The following is an 18,146-nucleotide window of genomic DNA, read 5'->3' on the forward strand; positions in this document are numbered from 1 at the left end:
GCACCCGTTTCGCATCCGCGACATTGCTGCCCTGCCCACACTCAACCGGGAGCAAGCCATGTCGACTGAAGCAAAGTGTCCGTTCATCCACCCTGCGGGCGTCGGAACCAGCAACCACCAGTGGTGGCCTGAAGAATTGAACCTCGGCGTGTTGCGCCAGCCCTCGCCGCTGGCGAATCCGCTGGGTGCGGACTTCGATTATGCCAAGGCCTTCACCAGCCTCGATCTGGCGGCAGTGAAGCGTGACCTCGCCGCGTTGATGACCGATTCGCAGCCATGGTGGCCCGCCGATTTCGGCCATTACGGTGGCCTCTTCATCCGCATGGCCTGGCATAGCGCGGGAACCTATCGCGCGAATGATGGCCGCGGCGGCGCCGGATCGGGCCAGCAGCGCTTCGCCCCGCTCGACAGTTGGCCGGACAACGTCAATCTCGACAAGGCGCGCCGCCTGATCTGGCCGATCAAGCAGAAATACGGCGATGCGTTGTCGTGGGCCGACCTGATCGTGCTGGCCGGCACTGTCGCGCTGGACACCATGGGCCTCAAGACCTTCGGCTACGCCGGTGGCCGCGCCGATGCCTGGGAACCCGATGGCGTCGACTGGGGCGCGGAAACCACGTGGCTCGGCGACGACAAGCGCTACTTCGGCGATCGCGAACTGGAGAATCCGCTCGCCGCCGTGCAGATGGGCCTGATCTACGTCAATCCGGAAGGACCGGGCGGCAATCCCGATCCGCTCGCCGCCGCCAAGGACATCCGCGAGACCTTCGCGCGCATGGCGATGGACGACGAGGAAACCGTGGCATTGATCGCCGGCGGCCACACACTGGGCAAGACCCACGGCGCGGCACCGGCATCCAATGTCGGGCCGGAACCGCAAGCCGCCGGCCTCGAAGAACAGGGACTCGGCTGGAAGAATCGCTACGGCAGCGGCAATGGCGACGACACCATCACCAGCGGTCTCGAGGTGACGTGGAGCCAGACGCCGACACGCTGGAGCGGCCACTTCTTCGACAATCTGTTCGGCCACGAATGGGAATTGACGACGAGTCCGGCCGGCGCGCACCAGTGGGTTGCCAAGGATGCGCAGGCGACCATTCCCGATGCGCGCGATCCGGCGAAGAAACATCTGCCGACGATGCTGACCACCGATCTGACGCTGCGTCTCGATCCGGTCTACGGGCCGATCTCGAAGCGCTTCCAGCAACATCCCGACCAGTTCGCCGATGCGTTCTCGCGGGCGTGGTTCAAGCTGACCCATCGCGACATGGGTCCGCGCACGCGCTACCTCGGCCCGGACGTGCCAGCCGAAGAACTGCTGTGGCAGGATCCGATCCCGGCGCTCGATCATCCGCTGATCGACGCACAGGACATCGCGACGCTGAAGGCCAAGGTGCTGGCGTCGGGCCTCACGGTATCGCAACTGGTCTCGACGGCGTGGGCATCGGCGTCGACGTTCCGCGGTTCCGACAAGCGCGGTGGCGCCAACGGTGCGCGCATCGCCCTGGCGCCGCAAAAGGATTGGCCGGTGAACCAGCCGCAACGCCTGGCGATGGTGTTGGCGGCGCTGGAAGAGATTCGCGGTGCGTTCAATGCGGCACAGACGGGTGGAAAGAAAGTGTCGCTCGCCGACTTGATCGTGCTCGCCGGTTGCGCCGGTGTCGAAGAGGCAGCGAAGAAGGCTGGTCAAACAATCACGGTGCCGTTCACGCCAGGGCGGATGGATGCAGCGCAGGAACAGACCGATGTGCATTCCGTCGGCATGCTGGAACCGATCGCCGATGGTTTCCGCAATTACCTGAAGCAGGACTACGCCGTACCCGCGGAAGTATTGCTGGTCGACAAGGCGCAATTGCTCACGCTCACCGTGCCCGAAATGACGGCATTGATCGGCGGCCTGCGCGTGCTTGGCACCAACATCGGCGATTCCGGCGATGGCGTGTTCACCAAGCAGCCCGGCACGCTGACCAACGACTTCTTCGTCAACCTGCTCGACATGGGCACGACATGGACGCCTGAGTCCGAGGCGAGCACGGCATTCGTCGGCCGCGATCGCGCCACCGGCGCGCCGAAGTGGCGCGGTTCACGGGTCGATCTCGTGTTCGGTTCGAACGCGCAGCTGCGGGCGGTGGCCGAGGTCTATGCCAGCGCTGGTGCTCAAGAGAAATTCGTTCGCGACTTCATTGCCGCATGGCACAAGGTGATGAATCTCGATCGTTTCGATCTGGGCTGATACCGCGGCAAGCGCAAACAAGAAACCCGCCATTTCGGCGGGTTTCTTGTGGACTTCAGCCTCAAAATCCAAGGATCCAACATTGGTACCGGTGATAGGACTCGAACCTACACGACATCACTGCCAGCGGATTTTGAGTCCGCCGCGTCTACCATTCCGCCACACCGGCATGCGCATATCTTACCACGACGTGTCATGGCTCCAGTAGCACGGTCAGCAATTTCCCGACCTGGCCAGTCGCTGCGGCGACGTTGTCGAGCACGTCCTGCAGGGTGATGACTTCGTCCGGGTTCGGGCCAGTCCCCGCCGCCCAGTTGGCGACGATCGCCACACAGGCGTAATCGAGTGCCATTTCGCGTGCCAATCCGGCCTCCGGCATGCCGGTCATGCCGACCAGATCGCAGCCGTCGCGACGCATCCGCGCGATCTCCGCCCGTGTCTCCAGTCGCGGCCCCTGGGTGGCGCCGTAGCAGCCGTCTTCCACCAACGCAACATTGGCGCTGCGCGCGGCAGCGATCAACTGTTGGCGCAGGCTGCGCGAATACGGCTCGCCGAAATCGACATGCAACACGTCCGTGCCCGGCTCTTCGCAGATGGTCGAGATGCGGCCCCAAGTGTAGTCGATCAACTGGTCGGGACAGGCCAGCACACGCGGGCCGAAACGTTCGCTGATGCCGCCGACGGTGTTGAGCGCGAGCACGCGGGTCGCGCCCAGCGATTTCAGCGCGGCGAGATTGGCGCGATAGTTGATGCGATGCGGCGGCAGCGAATGCCCTTCGCCATGGCGCGCGAGGAAGGCGACGCGGCGTTCGCCTATCATGCCGACGCGCACCGGCCCCGAAGGTGCACCGTAATGCGTGACTGGCTGGTGCAATTCGGCATCGGCGAGGTCGGCCAGCGCGTAGACGCCGGTGCCGCCGATCACCGCGAGATCGATCGCCTGCGCTTCACTCATCTCCATCACTCCCTTTCAGTCAAGCAAGGTCAGTCGCGCAAGGCGTAGATTCCCGGCAGGTTGCGGCCCTGCTCGTGGTAATCCATGCCGTAGCCAAAGACGTAACGATCGGCGACTTCCAGCCCGACGTAATCGGCGTGGATGCCATCGACGCAGCGATCGTGCTTCTTCACCGCGAGCACCGCGATACGCACGTCGCGCGCGCCCTGGTCCTCGCACCACTGCTTGACGGCGAGCATGGTGTGGCCTTCATCGAGGATGTCGTCGGCGAGCAGCACGCGACGATCTCGCATCGGCGTCGCCGGGCGATGTAGCCACGCCAGCCCCGATCCCGAGGTCTGGCCGCGATAACGCGTGGCGTGCAGATAGTCGAATTCGAGATCGAGGCCGCGCTTGCCGAGTTCCATCGCCAGCGCGCTGGCGAACGGCATGCCGCCGTGCATCACGGTCACGTACAACGGCACGTCATCCGGATCGTAGTCCGCGCGCACCGCATCGGCCATGCCGGCGATCGCGGCATCGATCGCCGCGTGATCGTGCAGCAGGTCGGATTTCGCCAAGGCGTCGGCGAGCGGCGGATGCGCCACGGCGGTCATGCGTTCCTCCGCAATTCGTCACGATCGATCGCGCGCTGCGCGCTGTCGTAACGCGCGTCGGCCAGCAACGCGTCCCAACCGAGCGCGCCGCGCCCGATCAGCCCGACCATCGCCATGGTGTTGAGCGGGCCTCGCTGATCGACCGCCGCCAGCGATTCCTCCACCAGTTGCGGATGACAGACCAGCACGACATCGCAACCGGCATCGTAGTGCGCATCGATGCGTGCCTTGATGCCACCGACACCGTGCGCTGCGGCCATGCCGATATCGTCGGAGAACACCACGCCGCGGAAGCCCATTTCCTTGCGCAGGATGCCTTCGATCCACAATGGCGAATATCCCGCCGGTTCCGGCGCGACGTTCGGATAAGCGACGTGCGCCATCATCACTGCGTCGGCACCTGCGGCGATGCCGGCTTCGAAGGGAACCAGATCGGTCGCGCGCAATTCGTCGAGGGTGCGCATGTCCGCGGCATTGTCGAAATGCGTGTCTTCCAGCACCGAGCCGTGGCCGGGGAAATGCTTGAGCGTCGCCGCCATTCCAGCGGCATGCATGCCCTCGACGTAGGCGCGGGTGAAATCGGCGACGACCTGCGGATCTGGCGAGAACGCACGATCGCCGATGGCGCGATTGCCGCGACCGAGATCGACCACCGGCGCGAAGCTGAGATCGACGCCCGAGGCGAGGATTTCGTTGGCCATCAGCCACGCATGTTCGCGCGCCAGTTCCAGCGCGGCAGTGCGATCCTTGCGATACAGCGCATCGAAGCCCTCCAACGCCGGCAATGCGCTATAGCCGTCGCGGAAGCGTTGCACGCGGCCGCCCTCCTGATCGACACAGATCAGTTGCGGGCGCGGCGCGGCCTCGCGGATCGACTGCGACAGTTCGCCGACCTGCGCACGCGAGGCGAAGTTGCGGGTGAACAGGATCACGCCACCGCAGGCGGGATGCCGCAGCCAGTCGCGCTCCTGCGCGTTGAGTTCGGTTCCGGCGATGCCAATGACAAGCATGATGACTCCAGGTGGTCAATGCGATGCGTGCAGATCAGGCATCGCGGGCGTCGCATTCGTCTGCGCGCCATTGCGCATACGGATACGAGGCCAGGTTGAGATTGTAATAGCGCAGCAGATCGGTGACTTCGCGGCCCAGCCATGACGGCCGCGTGAACGCTTCATCGACCGAATCCAACTCGATTTCAGCGACGAACAGGCCGGCGTTGTCGCCGAGGAATTCATCGATTTCCCAAAGGTGTCCATCGTGGTGGACATGGTGGCGACGCTTCTCGATCCGGCCGCCGACACACAACGCCAGCAACGCCTCGCCGTCGGCGACGGGAATCAGGTAATCGAATTCCTGTCGCGACGCGCCGGCTTCACGCGACTTGATATTGAGCCGCGCCTGATCGCCCTCCAGTCGCACGCGCACCGACGTGTTCTGCACGCCCCGTTGCACCGATGCGGCATCGTTGAGGTAGCCCTGCCCCATCGCGATGGTGGTTTCGACAGCGCCGCGCCAATCGTCATTCGCCAGCAGGAATTTCCGTTCGATCTCGATGCCCATTCGTCACTTCCCCTTTTTTGGCGGTGTGAACACGGCAATCGATTCGACATGCGCGGTCTGCGGGAACATGTCCATCGCGCCGGCGGACTGCAACGTCCAGCCGGCTTCGTTGACCAGCCAGCCGGCGTCGCGCGCCAACGATCCCGGATGGCAGCTGACGTAGACGATGCGTTCCAGTCCGTCCAACGGAAGTTGCTTCAACACTTCGATCGCGCCCGAACGCGGCGGATCGAGCAGCAGTTTCGTGTACGGCTGTTTCAGCCACGGCTGGCCGCGCAACTCGACCGAGAGATCGGCGGCGTGGAAGTCGGCATTGGCGAGACCGTTGCGCTGCGCATTGTCGCGCGCGCGTTGCACCAATCCGGCATCGCCCTCGACACCGGTAACGCGGCCGGCCACACGCGCCAGCGGCAGGGTGAAATTTCCAAGGCCGCAGAACAGGTCGAGGATGTGGTCGTCGGCCTGCGGATCGAGCAGTTCCAGCGCGAGCGCGATCATCCCACGATTGAGGTCGCCATTGACCTGGATGAAATCGAGCGGACGGAACGCCAATTCAACGTTCCACTCCGGCAATGCGAACGACAATTCCGGTGCGGGCTCCTGCAACGGATGCACCGATGACAAACCGCCGGGTTGCAGGAAGATCGTGAAGCCGTGTTCCACCGCGAATGCCGCCAGTGCTGCCTGGTCATTGTCACTCAACGGTTGCAGGTGACGGAACACCAGCACCACGTCCTGGTCGCCGGCGATGAATTCGATTTGCGGAATATCGGCGCGACCATCGAGCGAGTCCACCAGCGTCGACAATGCAGCGACCTTCATGCCGAGTTGCGGCACCACGGTATGGCACTCGCGCAGATCGGCGACGAAGCGCGGGTCGGTTTCACGGAATCCGACCAGCGTCTTGTCCTTCTTCTCGACACGTTTCACCGAAAAGCGACCCTTGCGACGATAACCCCAGGCGCTGCCGGTCAACGCCGGCAACACCTGCTTCGGCGTGACATGACCGATGCGTTCGAGATTCTCCAGCAACACCTGTTGTTTCAGCGCGATCTGCGCGCCGGCGTCGAGGTGCTGCAACACGCAGCCGCTGCAGGTGCCGAAATGCGGGCAGCGCGGCTCGACGCGATCCGGCGATGCTTCCAGCACGTCCAGCGTCCGCGCTTCGTCGAAATGCCGGGATTTTCCGGTCTGTTCCACCATCACGCGTTCGCCGGGCAACGCACCGGAGACGAAGATCGCCTTGCCGGCGTGCACGCCCTCCTCGCGACGGGCGACGCCACGACCATCGTGGCTGAGATCGGTGATGCGGACTTCGAAAGGCGTGCGGTCGATGCGGTTGCGGGACACGTGGATACCGGCTGGAGCGTGACCGCGTATTGTCGCATCCGCCGCTGCGGGATGCCCATGCTACGGTTTCGGGATGATGCCCAGAGTCCTGCTGGTCGAAGACGACCCGGTCAACGCGATGTTCCTGGGCGACGCGCTCGAATCCTTCCCGGCGCAGGTCGATGTTGCGGTCGATTGCGCCGAAGCAATGCGCATGGCGCGTGCGAATGCTTACGACGCATGGATGATCGATTCCAACCTGCCCGACGGCAACGGCAGCGACCTGCTGCGCCGGTTGCGCACCGACGATCTGGTGCCACGTCGCGATTGCCCGGCGCTGGCCCATACCGCCGATGCTGCGCCGGAAATCGCACGACAGTTGGAAACTGACGGTTTCGTTGCCGTGGTGCGCAAACCATCACCGATCGAGGCTTGGCATCGTGCGCTCGCGGCATTGCTCTCGGACGATGCCGCAGCTGCGGATTGGGATGACGTCGCCGCGCTGCGCGCGTTGGGCGGACGTCGCGAACACGTCGAGACGATGCGTGGCCTGTTCCGTGCCGAATTGCCGGCGCAACGCGATTTCATCCTCGGGGCACTGGAACGTGGTGATGCCGATGCCGCCCGCGGGATGTTGCACCGACTCAAGGCGAGTTGCGGTTTCGTCGGCGCGCTCGCGCTGGCGCAGGCCGCGCGCGACCTGCACGAACAGCCGCTGTCTCAATCGGCGCGTTCGCGGTTTTCCACAGCGATCGATTCCGCGCTTGCCGATGCCGGCGACGGATCGCGCTGATCGATCCGCGCCAGTTCCGACGCCATCTCCCAAGCGCGGAGGCCGCGCCCACCGAGGTGCTGCATCAGCAACTCGCGCATGGCCCGCCGCAGCGCCGGGAGATCGTCCTCGACCGGCTGGCCATCGCCCCCCAACGCCAGCAACACGCGACCGGTGGGATGACGCCGCGGGTCATCGCTGCCCTTCGATTGCCCGACACGACGCAAGCCGCCATCGGGATCGATGCGGTAGCGCGCTGCTGGATCGACCGCCTGGCCATCGGCATCGCGCGCCCAATCGAAACCGACGCCGAGGGCATCGAGCAGGTCGCGTTCGTAACGCCGTAGCGTCCACGCCAGCGGCGCACCAGCGCCGATCAGCGCGCGGGTGCGGCCATAGGCGCGGAACAGTTCCGGTTGCGGGTCCTGGCGCGGCGCGAGGCGCAGCGTGAGTTCGTTGAGATAGAACGCCGACAGTGCAGCATCGCCATGGATCCGCGGCGCGACATCGATCGCTTCCGCCGTGGTCAATCGCGCGAGTTCGCCGCGTTGCACCGCATCGAAACGGATCGACTGCAGCGGCGCCAATGCCGCGCGCAGCATCTGCTGGCGTGGGCTGCGCACGCCGCGCGCGAGCAATCCCAAGCGCCCGTGTTCCGCACTCAGGATTTCGACCAGCAGGCTGGTTTCGCGCCACGGCCGGACATGCAGCACATAGCCGGGCTCGCCGACGTAACGCACGCCCGTCAGCCCGGACTCACTGGCCGTAGCCGAGTGTCCGCAACGCGGCCTCGTCGTTCGACCAACCTTCGCGCACGCGAACCCAGGTTTCCAGGAACACCTTGTGGCCGAAACTGCTCTCCATCTGCAGGCGTGCCTTGGTGCCGATCTCGCGCAGGCGCGCACCGCCCTTGCCGATCACGATCGCCTTCTGGCCATCGCGTTCGACCCAGATCACCGCGCCGATCCGGAACATTTCGCCATCCAGCTCGAAACGTTCGATCTCGACCGCTGCGGCATAGGGCAATTCGTCGCCCAACTGCCTCATCAATTGTTCGCGGACGAATTCCGCGGCGAGGAAGCGCATGCTGCGATCGGTGATTTCGTCATCGGGGTACAGCGCCGGTTGTTCCGGCAGCAGCGACAGCAATTCCTTCACCAGACCTTCCAGCCCGGCGCGCTTGGTCGCCGACACCGGCAGGACCGCAGCGAAATCACGACCTTCGGCGGCCTTCTGCAGGAACGGCAGCAGCTCTTCCTTGTTCTTGGTGCGATCGACCTTGTTCACCACCAGCACCACCGGCACGCCGGCGTTGCGCAGGGCATCGAAGGCCAGCGTGTCTTCCTCGTCCCAGCGGCCCGCCTCGATCACCAGCATCGCCGCGTCCACGCCTTCCAGCGCACCACGCGCCGCACGGTTCAGCACCCGGCTCATGGCGCGGTTCTGCGGGCCGTGGATGCCGGGCGTATCCACCAGGACGATCTGCCCGGCCGGGAAGCTGGCGATGCCGAGCATTCGGTGACGGGTGGTCTGCGGACGATCGGAAGTGATGCTGACCTTGCTGCCGACGAGGGCATTGATCAGCGACGATTTGCCGACGTTGGGGCGGCCGATCACGGCCACCGTACCGGCGTGGAAGACAGGTTCGTTCATTTGGCTATTGTGCTCCCCTCGAGCCGCGCCAGCACGCTTTCCGCAGCCGCCTGCTCGGCGGCGCGACGCGATCGTCCCTGCCCGCTCGCCTGCAACCCGGGTTCATCTTCCAGCGTGCAGCTCACGGTGAAGATGCGCGCGTGTTCCTCCCCGGACTCTTCCAGCAATGCATACAGCGGCAACGGCCGGCGGCGTCCCTGCAACCATTCCTGCAAACGGGTCTTGGCGTCCCTGCCGACATCGCGCGGCGACGGCAAGGCATCGATCATCGGCTCGAACCACGGCAGCGCCAGCGTGCGCGCAGCTTCGTAACCACCATCGAGGAAGACCGCGCCGACGATCGCTTCCAGCGCATCGGCAAGGATCGAATCGCGGCGGAATCCACCCGTCTTGATCTCGCCCGCCCCCAGCGTGAGTTCGTTGCCGAGATCGAGCGTCCGCGCCAACGCCGCCAGCGCCGATTCCCGCACCAGTTCGGCGCGCGCACGGGTCAAGGCGCCTTCGTCCGCGCCCGGCCAGCGGGCATGCAGCGCTTCCGCGGCCAGCAGGTTGACCACGGCGTCGCCGAGGAATTCCAGGCGTTCGTTGTGGGCGCGGCCTGGCGCACTGCGATGGGTCAGCGCCCGCGTCAGCAGCGCCGGATCACGGAAGCGGTAGTCCAGCTTCAGTGCTTACTCCGTCTTCGCGGCAAGCGGTTGGTCGATGTGGAAGGTGCCCTTGAGCGAGAACGGACCGACCAGCTCGGATTCGCGCTCGTAATCGATCACGATGCTGTTGGTCTGGTTCTCGTAGTGCACCTGCTTGGCGATGGCGACATCGACGTAACCGATATCGAAACGCCTCTCCAGCGATTTCTGGATGCTGGCGTTGTCGTGCAAATTGCCTTCGGTGGTGGCAATGCCCTTGAACGCGTCCTTGATCGCGAAATATTCGCGGTACATCGGGAAGATCTTCATGACGATCCAGGCGACGAAACCGGCGAGGATCAGGAAGAACAGGAAGCCCATCATCGACAGGCCGGATTGCGAACGCTTCATGCCGGGTTCCCCAGAGTGGATGTGCGATGAGCCAGATTATGGAACGGAATGGCCCACGCGCGACAGATTGATGCCGTCATGGCCCCAATGCATCCACACGGCGAAGGCACGGCCACGCAGGTTGGCCTCGGGCAGCGTGCCCCAGAAGCGCCCGTCAAGGCTGTTGTCGCGGTTGTCGCCCATCACGAAGTACTGGCCCTGCGGCACCACCAGGTCCTGGTCGCCCTGCGCGCCCAGCGCCAGGCTGTCGTCCGATACCAGGATCTGGTGCGGATGGCCCGGCAGGTCTTCCGTGCGCAACTCGGACGGTCGCGCCATGCCCTCGCCATCGCCGTCCGGCACCGCCCGGATGGTCTGGTATTTCACCGGCACGCCGTTGATGGTGAGCTGGCCCATGTGGTAACCGACGCGATCACCCGGCAGGCCGATCACGCGCTTGACGAAATCCTCGCCCTTCTGCGGATCGTCCGGCGTCATTCCCGGATACTTGAACACCACCACGTCGCCGCGCTTGGGATCACCGATCGGGACGATCCGGGTATTGCTGATCGGCAGGCGCAGGCCGTAGGCGAACTTGTTGACCAGGATGAAATCACCGATCTGCAGCGACGGGATCATCGATCCCGAAGGAATGCGGAATGGCTCCGCGATGAAGGTGCGCAGCACCAGCACGATCGCCAGCACCGGGAAGAAGCTGCGGGCGGTTTCGATCAGGCCGTTCTCGTGGCCTTCATCGAGCAGGCTGTCCTCGCGCGGCGCGCGCTTCCACACCCACTTGTCCAACGCCCAGACGAGCCCGGTGACGAGCGTGAGTATGACCAGCAGGGGTTCGAACCAGCGCATAGATGTCCTTTACTTGTTGTCCACTTGCAAGACCGCGAGGAAGGCTTCCTGCGGGATTTCCACCTGTCCGACCTGCTTCATCCGTTTCTTGCCTTCTTTCTGCTTTTCCAGCAACTTCTTCTTGCGCGAGGCATCGCCACCGTAGCACTTGGCCAGCACGTTCTTGCGCAGCGCCTTGACCGTGGTGCGCGCGATCACCTGCGCACCGATGGCCGCCTGGATCGCGACGTCGAACATCTGGCGCGGGATCAGTTCCTTCATCTTCTCGGTCAACTCGCGACCGCGACGGTCGGCATACTGGCGATGCACGATCAGCGACAACGCGTCGACGCGATCACCGTTGATCAGCGTGTCCACGCGCACGAACGGACCAGCCTCGAAACGCACGAAGTGGTAATCGAGCGAGGCGTAGCCGCGGCTCACCGATTTCAGCTTGTCGAAGAAATCCAGCACCACTTCCGCCATCGGCAGTTCGTAGCTGATCTGCACCTGGCTGCCAAGGTAGGTGATGCCGACCTGGCTGCCGCGCTTGTCCTCGCACAGCTTGATCACGCTGCCAACGTAATCGGGCGGCGTCAGGATGTTGGCGCGGATGATCGGTTCGCGTACTTCGGCCAGCATGTTCGGCGGCGGCAGCTTGGCCGGATTGTCCAGCGGCATCACCGTGCCGTCGGTCTTCAGCACTTCGTAGATCACCGTCGGCGCGGTGCTGATCAGGTTGAGGTTGTACTCGCGCTCCAGGCGTTCCTGCACGATCTCCATGTGCAGCATGCCGAGGAAGCCGCAGCGGAAACCGAAGCCCATCGCTTCCGAACTCTCGGGTTCGAAACGCAACGCGGCGTCGTTGAGGCGCAACTTGTCGAGTGCCTCGCGCAAGTCCGGATAGTCATCGCTGTCGACCGGGAACAGCCCTGCAAACACCCGCGGCTGCATTTCCTGGAACCCGGGCAGCGGCTCCGATGCCGGAAGACTGGCGAGCGTCAGCGTGTCGCCGACCGGCGCGCCATGCACGTCCTTGATCGATGCGGTGACCCAGCCTACTTCGCCGGCGCCGAGCTTGGTCAGCACTTTCCGTTTCGGGGTGAACACGCCAACGCTGTCGACCTGATGGGTGCGACCGGTCGACATCACCAGCAGCTTGTCACCGGGCTTGATCTCGCCCTGCATGACGCGCACAAGCGACACCACGCCGAGGTAGTTGTCGAACCACGAATCGATGATCAGCGCCTGCAGCCGGTCGGTATCGCGCGGATGCGGCGGCGGAATGCGCGCGACGATCGCTTCCAGCACGTCCTCCACGTTGAGGCCGGTCTTGGCGCTGATCGAAACGGCGTCCTCGGCATCGATGCCGATCACCGCCTCGATTTCCTTCTTGACGCGCTCGATGTCGGCGGTGGGAAGGTCGATCTTGTTGAGCACCGGCACCACTTCGAGACCCTGCTCCACTGCGGTGTAGCAGTTGGCGACCGATTGCGCTTCCACGCCCTGTGCGGCATCGACCACCAGCAGCGCGCCTTCGCACGCGGCCAGCGAACGGCTCACCTCGTAACTGAAGTCGACGTGGCCGGGCGTGTCGATGAAGTTGAGCTGGTAGGTCTCGCCATTGCGCGCCGTGTACGGCAGCGACACCGACTGCGCCTTGATAGTGATGCCGCGTTCGCGCTCGATCGGGTTGGAATCGAGCACCTGCGCTTCCATTTCGCGCGCCTGCAGGCCACCGCACAACTGGATGATGCGATCGGCCAGCGTCGACTTGCCGTGGTCGACATGCGCGATGATGGAAAAATTGCGGATATTCCGCATGGCGGGGGGTGTTTCCTGGGGCATGCGGATCGCTGGCAACGGCCGGCGAGCGGCCCAATGGACATAAGCGCGGCATTATCGCATGCCGCGCCTGTTTGCCCTATCGAGCAGGTCCTCAGCGATCCACGGGAACCGTGACGAAGGCCTGCCCGGCTTCATTGCGAACCAGCAACATCGCGCTGTCGCCCTTCTTCAGCTTGCCCAGCTCCGCCTGCAGCGCCGCCACCGAGCCAACCCTGGTCCGCCCCAGCGCCAGGATCACGTCGCCGCGACCGAGGCCGGCATCGCGCGCGGCGTCGCCGCGCACATCGGCAATCCCCACGCCTTCGCCCGGGCGCAGGCCGAGTTCCTGGCGGTCACGCGCGTCCAGGTTTTCCAATTGCAGGCCAAGACGATTGCCGGCCGCTGCCGGAACCACAGGCGCGACACGCCCGGAACCGTTGCTGGCGACAGCGTTGCGATCATCCAGTGCACCCAGCACCACCGGGATCTCACGCTCACGGCCATCGCGCCACACCGTCACCATCGCGCGGGTGCCCGGCGCCTGCAGGCCGACGCGCGGCGCCAGTTCGGTCTGGTCGCGCACGCGCTCGCCGTTGAAGGCGCGGATCACGTCCATCTGCTGCAAGCCGGCCTTCTCCGCGGCGCTGCCCGGCTGCACCTGGTTGATCAGCGCGCCGCGGCTGTCGGGCAGGCCGAGCGCCTTGGCGTCGGTCGGTCCGACCGGCTGCATCACCACCCCGAGCATGCCGTAGCGCACTTTGCCGGTGGCCTTGAGTTGCTTGACCGCCGCCATCGCGGTGTCGATCGGAATGGCGAAGCTCACGCCCTCGAAACCGCCGGAATTGCTGAAGATCTGCGAGTTGATGCCGATCACTTCGCCGCGCGTGTTGAGCAGCGGGCCACCGGAATTGCCGCGGTTCACCGCGACATCGGTCTGGATGAAGGGCACGTAGGTCTGGTTGCGATTGCTGCGGCCGATCGCGCTGACGATGCCGGCGGTCACCGAGTTGTCGAGCCCGAACGGCGAACCGATCGCCACCGCCCACTGGCCCGCCTGCACATTGCGCGAATCCCCGAGTTTGAGTGCCGGCAAGCCGCTGGCGTCGATGTGCAACAACGCGACATCGGACTGTGCATCGCTGCCCTTCACCTGCGCCGGGAAACTGCGTCCATCAGGCAATTTCACCGTCACGCTGTCGGCGCCATCGACCACATGATGATTGGTGAGGATGTCGCCGTTCGCCGAGATGATGAAACCACTGCCGATCGCGGTCCCCGCCATGCCCGCTTGATCGCCATCGGGCATGCCCGGCATCGGCATCCCTTCACCAAAGAAACGCCGGAAGAATTCCGGCATGTCGCCCATGTCCGGCGCCTGCCGCGCTGTCTTCGCGCGCTTGGGTTTGATCTTGGCCTCGATGTTGACCACGCCTGGTCCCACCGTCTTCACCAAGCCGGTGAAATCCGGCAGGCCGGTGACCGGCGGCGCCGGTTGCGCGACTGCCGCGCGATCGTTTTGCGCGTGCAGTGCGACCACCGGGACTGCGGCAACGCCAAGCGCGAGACTGCAGGCGATCGCGAGGGTTTTCACGTTGGACCGGATGCGTGGATTCATGGCGGATTTCCTTGGAACTGGCATGACGGGATCACCTGCATGGGCAGGAAAATGGTGGAACGTGAACGAACGGATTCAATGCTGCGGCGATGATTCGAACGTCGCCCGATGTGGCATGAAGGGATTGCCGCTGGCACTGTCGCTGCGGAAATCGGCGTTGAGGCCGGAATTGAACCCGGGCAGCGTCGCCTTCGGCCATGGAAGTTCCGATTGCGCGGCGGCCGATGGCATCGAGAACGGATTGCGATCCAGCTTCGTCTTCGCCTTGGCCGGAGCGGCACTGGCGGCAACCGCCACTTCGCGTTGCTGCGGCACGGGCGCCTCCTCCTGCACATCACGCTGCACATGACGGGGAACGTTGGCAACCTCTTCGCGTTGACGATGGTGCGGCGCGGTTTCGGCCACGCGATGCGCGACGGGTTCGACAACGGCATCGGCCGGCGATGATTTCGGCGCTACCGCCACGGTGATCGGTGCGGCTGCCAGCGGTGCCACGGCGCGCTGCGTGGCGGGCATCGTCGCCGCCACCTTCGTCGGCGCCGGCGGCGCGGGATCGACCGTTGCCGGCAGGTTCAACGCTGCGAAACCGAATGCCGCCGCGGCCGCAAGTCCACTGCCCCACAGCATCCAGCCGCGCCGCGGCTTCTTCGACACCGCCTGCGACTGTTCGCGTTCGATCGCCGCACGCACGCGACCGGCGAGATCCTCTTCTTCATGTTCATGTGGCGCACGCGCATGGGCGCGCAACACGTCGCCAGCCAGCTGCCAGCGCACCAGCTGGCCGACCAGCGCATCGTCGTGCTCCAGGCGGCGTTGCAGGAAACGCGCGGCGTCGCCATCGAGTTCGCCATCGAGCAGGGCCGACAGCTGTTCGCGTGCATGTGTGTCGATGAAATCGTGCTTCATGATTGACTCCGGGTCGCGCCTTGGCCCAGCAACGGGCGCAGCGCACTGTCGATGGCATCGCGGGCACGGAAGATGCGCGAACGCACCGTGCCGATCGGGCAGCCCATCTGCCCGGCGATCTCCTCGTAACTGAGGCCGTCCACTTCGCGCAGGGTGATGGCGGTGCGCAGGTCCTCGGGCAGCGCATCGACCGCCTGCATCACCGTCATCTCCACTTCCTGGCGCATCGCTTCGCGTTCCGGCGTATCGGAATCGCGCATGCGCAAGCCACCGGCGTACTGCTCGGCATCGACGAAATCGATATCGTCGGTCGGCGGCCGGCGGCGTTGCGCGGCGAGATGGTTCTTCGCCGTGTTCACCGCGATGCGATGCATCCAGGTGGAGAACTGCGCATCGCCGCGGAAGGTACCGATGGCGCGATATGCACGCAGGAAGGCTTCCTGCGCCACGTCCTGGCATTCGCTCCAATCGTTGATGTAACGACCGATGAGCGCAGTCACCCGCGCCTGGTGCTTGCGCACCAGCTGGTCGAAGGCCGGCTGCTGTCCGCCTTGGACGCGGCGGACCAGTTCGGCGTCGAGGTCATCGATCGGCTCTGCCATGGTCTGGGCGATTCGCATTCGTGGAGGCGTCGGATTGGTCGGGGTTGCAGCTTTCGACCGCGCGCCCGGCCCGGAGTTCCCGACCCCGCCATTTGACCGCAGAACCGGGGATTGGGGATGATGGGCAGCTGAATCCATACGCCAAGGAATGTCCGCCATGAGCACGCGCTTCGATGGCCTGCCGCTGCGCAACTGGCGCCACCTGTCCCGCCCCGACGGTGTCGAGATCATCGCCTTCGACCGCGCCGACCAATCCGTGAACAGTTTTTCGCAGGACGCCTTGCGCGAACTGGGGTTGATCGTCGAACGACTGGCGATGGATCCGCCGCGCGGCGTGGTGTTCTGCTCGGCCAAGGAGCGCGGCTTCATCGCCGGTGCCGATATCCGCGAATTCCAGCAATTCGACCTCAAGGGCACCACCACCGACGCCATCCGCAATGGCCAGCAGGTGTTCGATCGTATCGCCCGCCTGCCCTGCCCGACGGTCGCGGCGATCCACGGCTTCTGCATGGGTGGCGGCACCGAACTGTCGCTGGCCTGCCGTTATCGCGTCGCCAGCAACGATCCCTCGACCCGGATTGGCCTGCCGGAAGTGAAGCTCGGCATCTTCCCTGGCTGGGGCGGCAGCGTGCGCCTGCCGCGACTGATCGGCGCGCCGGCGGCGTTCGACCTGATGCTGACCGGTCGCAGCGTCAGCGCGTCGTCCGGCCGCGCGATGGGCCTGGTCGACAAGGTCGTCGATCCCGCCGTGCTCATCGACACTGCGGCTGAACTCGCACTGCGAGGCACCACGCGACCGTTCAAGCAACGCGCGCTGGCAGCGATCACCAACGCGTGGCCAGTGCGACAGTTGCTGGCGCCGCAAATGATGAAGCAGGTCGCACGCAAGGCGCCGAAAGCGCACTATCCGGCGCCCTATGCTTTGATCGAAAGCTGGCGCAGACCGGGACCGTTCAGCACCACGGCGGCGCAACTCGGCAGCGAACGTCGCAGCGTGGTGGCAGTGTCGGCGACACCGACTGCGCGCAACCTGATCCGGGTCTTTTTCCTGCAGGAACGCCTGAAGTCGCTCGGCACCGGCGATTCCGCCATCCGCAAGGTGCACGTGATCGGCGCTGGCGTGATGGGCGGCGATATCGCGGCATGGGCGGCCTACAAGGGCTTCGAGGTGACGTTGCAGGATCGCGAGCAGCGCTTCATCGATGGCGCCTTGTCACGCGCTGGCGAACTGTTCGCGAAAAAGGTGAAGGATGCTGCTGCGCGCGCAGTGGTGGCAGAACGACTGAAGGGCGATGTCGCTGGCGATGGCATCGCCGATGCCGATCTGGTGATCGAGGCGATCATCGAGAATCCCGAGGCGAAACGTGCGTTGTATGCCGATGTCGAACCGTGGATGAAGGATGGCGCACTGCTCACCACCAATACTTCGTCGATCCCGTTGAACGAGTTACGCGAGCATGTGCGCCATCCGGAACGCTTCGCCGGTTTGCACTACTTCAATCCGGTCGCGCTGATGCCGCTGGTGGAACTGATCCATCACGACACGATGGACGCGCAAACCCAGCAACGCCTCGCCGCGTTCTGCAAGAAGCTCGACAAGCTGCCGGTACCGGTCGCGGGCACGCCGGGTTTTCTCGTCAACCGCGTGTTGTTCCCGTACCTGCTGGAAGCGGCGCGGGCATTGTCGGAAGGCATTCCCGGTCCGGTGATCGACAAGGCCGCGACGCGCTTCGGCATGCCGATGGGCCCGATCGAACTGATCGATACCGTCGGCCTCGATGTCGCCGCTGGTGTCGGTGCGGAACTCGCGCCCTTCCTCGGGCTGGAAATCCCCACCGCCTTGTCGACACCGCCGGAAGCGGGCAAGCGCGGCAAGAAGGACGGGCAAGGCCTGTATGCGTGGAAGGATGGCAAAGCGGTGAAACCCGAAGTACCCGCCGATTACAAGGCCCCTGCCGATCTCGAGGATCGCCTGATCCTGCCGTTGGTGAACGAAGCAGTGGCCTGCCTGCACGATGGCGTGGTCGCCGATGGCGATCTGCTCGATGCCGGGGTGATCTTCGGCACCGGATTCGCGCCGTTCCGTGGCGGTCCGATCCAGTATGTGCGCGAGAGCGGCGTCGATGCGTTGCTCGCTCGACTCAACGCATTGCAGGCGACGCATGGTGAGCGATTCGCGCCGCGGGCGGGTTGGGATGCATTGCGGTAAAGCCGGCACGCGCGGAGCTGGCTACCCGCC

Annotated in this window: 17 protein-coding genes and 1 tRNA gene; 3 read left to right on the forward strand and 15 right to left on the reverse strand. The window is 64.9% G+C overall.

The window, feature by feature from the left end; all coding sequences use genetic code 11:
* Nucleotides 1–58: 58 nt before the first annotated feature.
* Nucleotides 59–2,233 (forward strand): catalase/peroxidase HPI, encoded by a 2,175-nt coding sequence (gene katG / locus Lysil_RS12395; protein WP_103075852.1) that lies wholly within the window; start codon nt 59–61, stop codon nt 2,231–2,233.
* Between the two features lie 83 nt (nt 2,234–2,316).
* Here the strand turns inward: katG and Lysil_RS12400 are convergent.
* The 6 genes from Lysil_RS12400 to rlmD form a co-directional block, all read right to left on the reverse strand.
* A tRNA-Leu gene (locus Lysil_RS12400) sits at nt 2,317–2,402 on the reverse strand.
* 24 nt (nt 2,403–2,426) lie between these two features.
* A complete protein-coding gene (locus Lysil_RS12405) occupies nt 2,427–3,188 on the reverse strand; it encodes an S-methyl-5'-thioinosine phosphorylase (protein ID WP_103076057.1) in 762 nt (253 codons plus the stop codon).
* A 29-nt stretch (nt 3,189–3,217) separates the two neighbouring features.
* Nucleotides 3,218–3,784 carry a hypoxanthine-guanine phosphoribosyltransferase gene (locus Lysil_RS12410; protein WP_425477168.1) on the reverse strand — a complete coding sequence of 189 codons (567 nt, stop codon included), beginning with the start codon at nt 3,782–3,784 and terminating at the stop codon, nt 3,218–3,220.
* Nucleotides 3,781–4,794: a beta-N-acetylhexosaminidase gene (gene nagZ, locus Lysil_RS12415; RefSeq protein WP_103075853.1), complete on the reverse strand. Its 1,014-nt coding sequence runs from the start codon at nt 4,792–4,794 to the stop codon at nt 3,781–3,783. The genes Lysil_RS12410 and nagZ overlap by 4 nt, the downstream gene beginning before the upstream one ends.
* Before the next feature lie 34 nt (nt 4,795–4,828).
* Nucleotides 4,829–5,344, reverse strand: a complete 516-nt coding sequence (locus Lysil_RS12420; RefSeq protein WP_103075854.1) for a CYTH domain-containing protein — start codon at nt 5,342–5,344, stop codon at nt 4,829–4,831.
* 3 nt (nt 5,345–5,347) lie between these two features.
* A complete protein-coding gene (rlmD, locus tag Lysil_RS12425) occupies nt 5,348–6,694 on the reverse strand; it encodes a 23S rRNA (uracil(1939)-C(5))-methyltransferase RlmD (protein WP_425477169.1) in 1,347 nt (448 codons plus the stop codon).
* A gap of 73 nt (nt 6,695–6,767) precedes the next feature.
* Here rlmD and Lysil_RS13445 point away from each other — a divergent pair, with 73 nt between their 5' ends.
* The gene (locus Lysil_RS13445) at nt 6,768–7,466 is read left to right on the forward strand and encodes an Hpt domain-containing response regulator (protein ID WP_165782491.1); all 699 of its coding nucleotides are present in this window, start codon (nt 6,768–6,770) and stop codon (nt 7,464–7,466) included.
* On the opposite strand, the gene recO is transcribed toward Lysil_RS13445, so the two are convergent.
* The 9 genes from recO to rpoE form a co-directional block, all read right to left on the reverse strand.
* Nucleotides 7,394–8,185: a DNA repair protein RecO gene (gene recO / locus Lysil_RS13450; protein WP_165782492.1), complete on the reverse strand. Its 792-nt coding sequence runs from the start codon at nt 8,183–8,185 to the stop codon at nt 7,394–7,396. The genes Lysil_RS13445 and recO overlap by 73 nt on opposite strands.
* A 16-nt stretch (nt 8,186–8,201) precedes the next feature.
* Complete coding sequence (gene era, locus Lysil_RS12435) at nt 8,202–9,098, reverse strand: GTPase Era (RefSeq protein WP_103075856.1); 897 nt, start codon at nt 9,096–9,098, stop codon at nt 8,202–8,204.
* Nucleotides 9,095–9,766, reverse strand: a complete 672-nt coding sequence (gene rnc / locus Lysil_RS12440) for a ribonuclease III (RefSeq protein WP_103075857.1) — start codon at nt 9,764–9,766, stop codon at nt 9,095–9,097. The genes era and rnc overlap by 4 nt, the downstream gene beginning before the upstream one ends.
* Nucleotides 9,767–9,769: 3 nt before the next feature.
* Nucleotides 9,770–10,135: a DUF4845 domain-containing protein gene (locus Lysil_RS12445; RefSeq protein ID WP_103075858.1), complete on the reverse strand. Its 366-nt coding sequence runs from the start codon at nt 10,133–10,135 to the stop codon at nt 9,770–9,772.
* Nucleotides 10,136–10,171: 36 nt separating this feature from the next.
* Nucleotides 10,172–10,978: a signal peptidase I gene (gene lepB, locus Lysil_RS12450; protein WP_103075859.1), complete on the reverse strand. Its 807-nt coding sequence runs from the start codon at nt 10,976–10,978 to the stop codon at nt 10,172–10,174.
* Between the two features lie 9 nt (nt 10,979–10,987).
* Nucleotides 10,988–12,781, reverse strand: coding sequence for a translation elongation factor 4 (gene lepA, locus Lysil_RS12455; protein WP_103075860.1), 1,794 nt, complete (start codon nt 12,779–12,781; stop codon nt 10,988–10,990).
* A 115-nt stretch (nt 12,782–12,896) separates the two neighbouring features.
* Entirely contained in the window at nt 12,897–14,399 is a 1,503-nt protein-coding gene (locus Lysil_RS12460; protein ID WP_103075861.1) for a Do family serine endopeptidase, read from the reverse strand.
* Nucleotides 14,400–14,474: 75 nt separating this feature from the next.
* On the reverse strand, nt 14,475–15,305 hold the full coding sequence (locus Lysil_RS12465) for a sigma-E factor negative regulatory protein (protein WP_103075862.1): 831 nt from the start codon (nt 15,303–15,305) through the stop codon (nt 14,475–14,477).
* Nucleotides 15,302–15,907, reverse strand: coding sequence for an RNA polymerase sigma factor RpoE (gene rpoE / locus Lysil_RS12470; protein WP_103076059.1), 606 nt, complete (start codon nt 15,905–15,907; stop codon nt 15,302–15,304). The genes Lysil_RS12465 and rpoE overlap by 4 nt, the downstream gene beginning before the upstream one ends.
* A gap of 157 nt (nt 15,908–16,064) precedes the next feature.
* Here rpoE and Lysil_RS12475 point away from each other — a divergent pair, with 157 nt between their 5' ends.
* Nucleotides 16,065–18,116, forward strand: a complete 2,052-nt coding sequence (locus tag Lysil_RS12475) for a 3-hydroxyacyl-CoA dehydrogenase NAD-binding domain-containing protein (protein WP_103076060.1) — start codon at nt 16,065–16,067, stop codon at nt 18,114–18,116.
* The last annotated feature ends 30 nt before the right edge of the window (nt 18,117–18,146 follow it).

Source organism: Solilutibacter silvestris (assembly GCF_002895945.1).
GTDB classification, from domain to species: domain Bacteria; phylum Pseudomonadota; class Gammaproteobacteria; order Xanthomonadales; family Xanthomonadaceae; genus Solilutibacter; species Solilutibacter silvestris.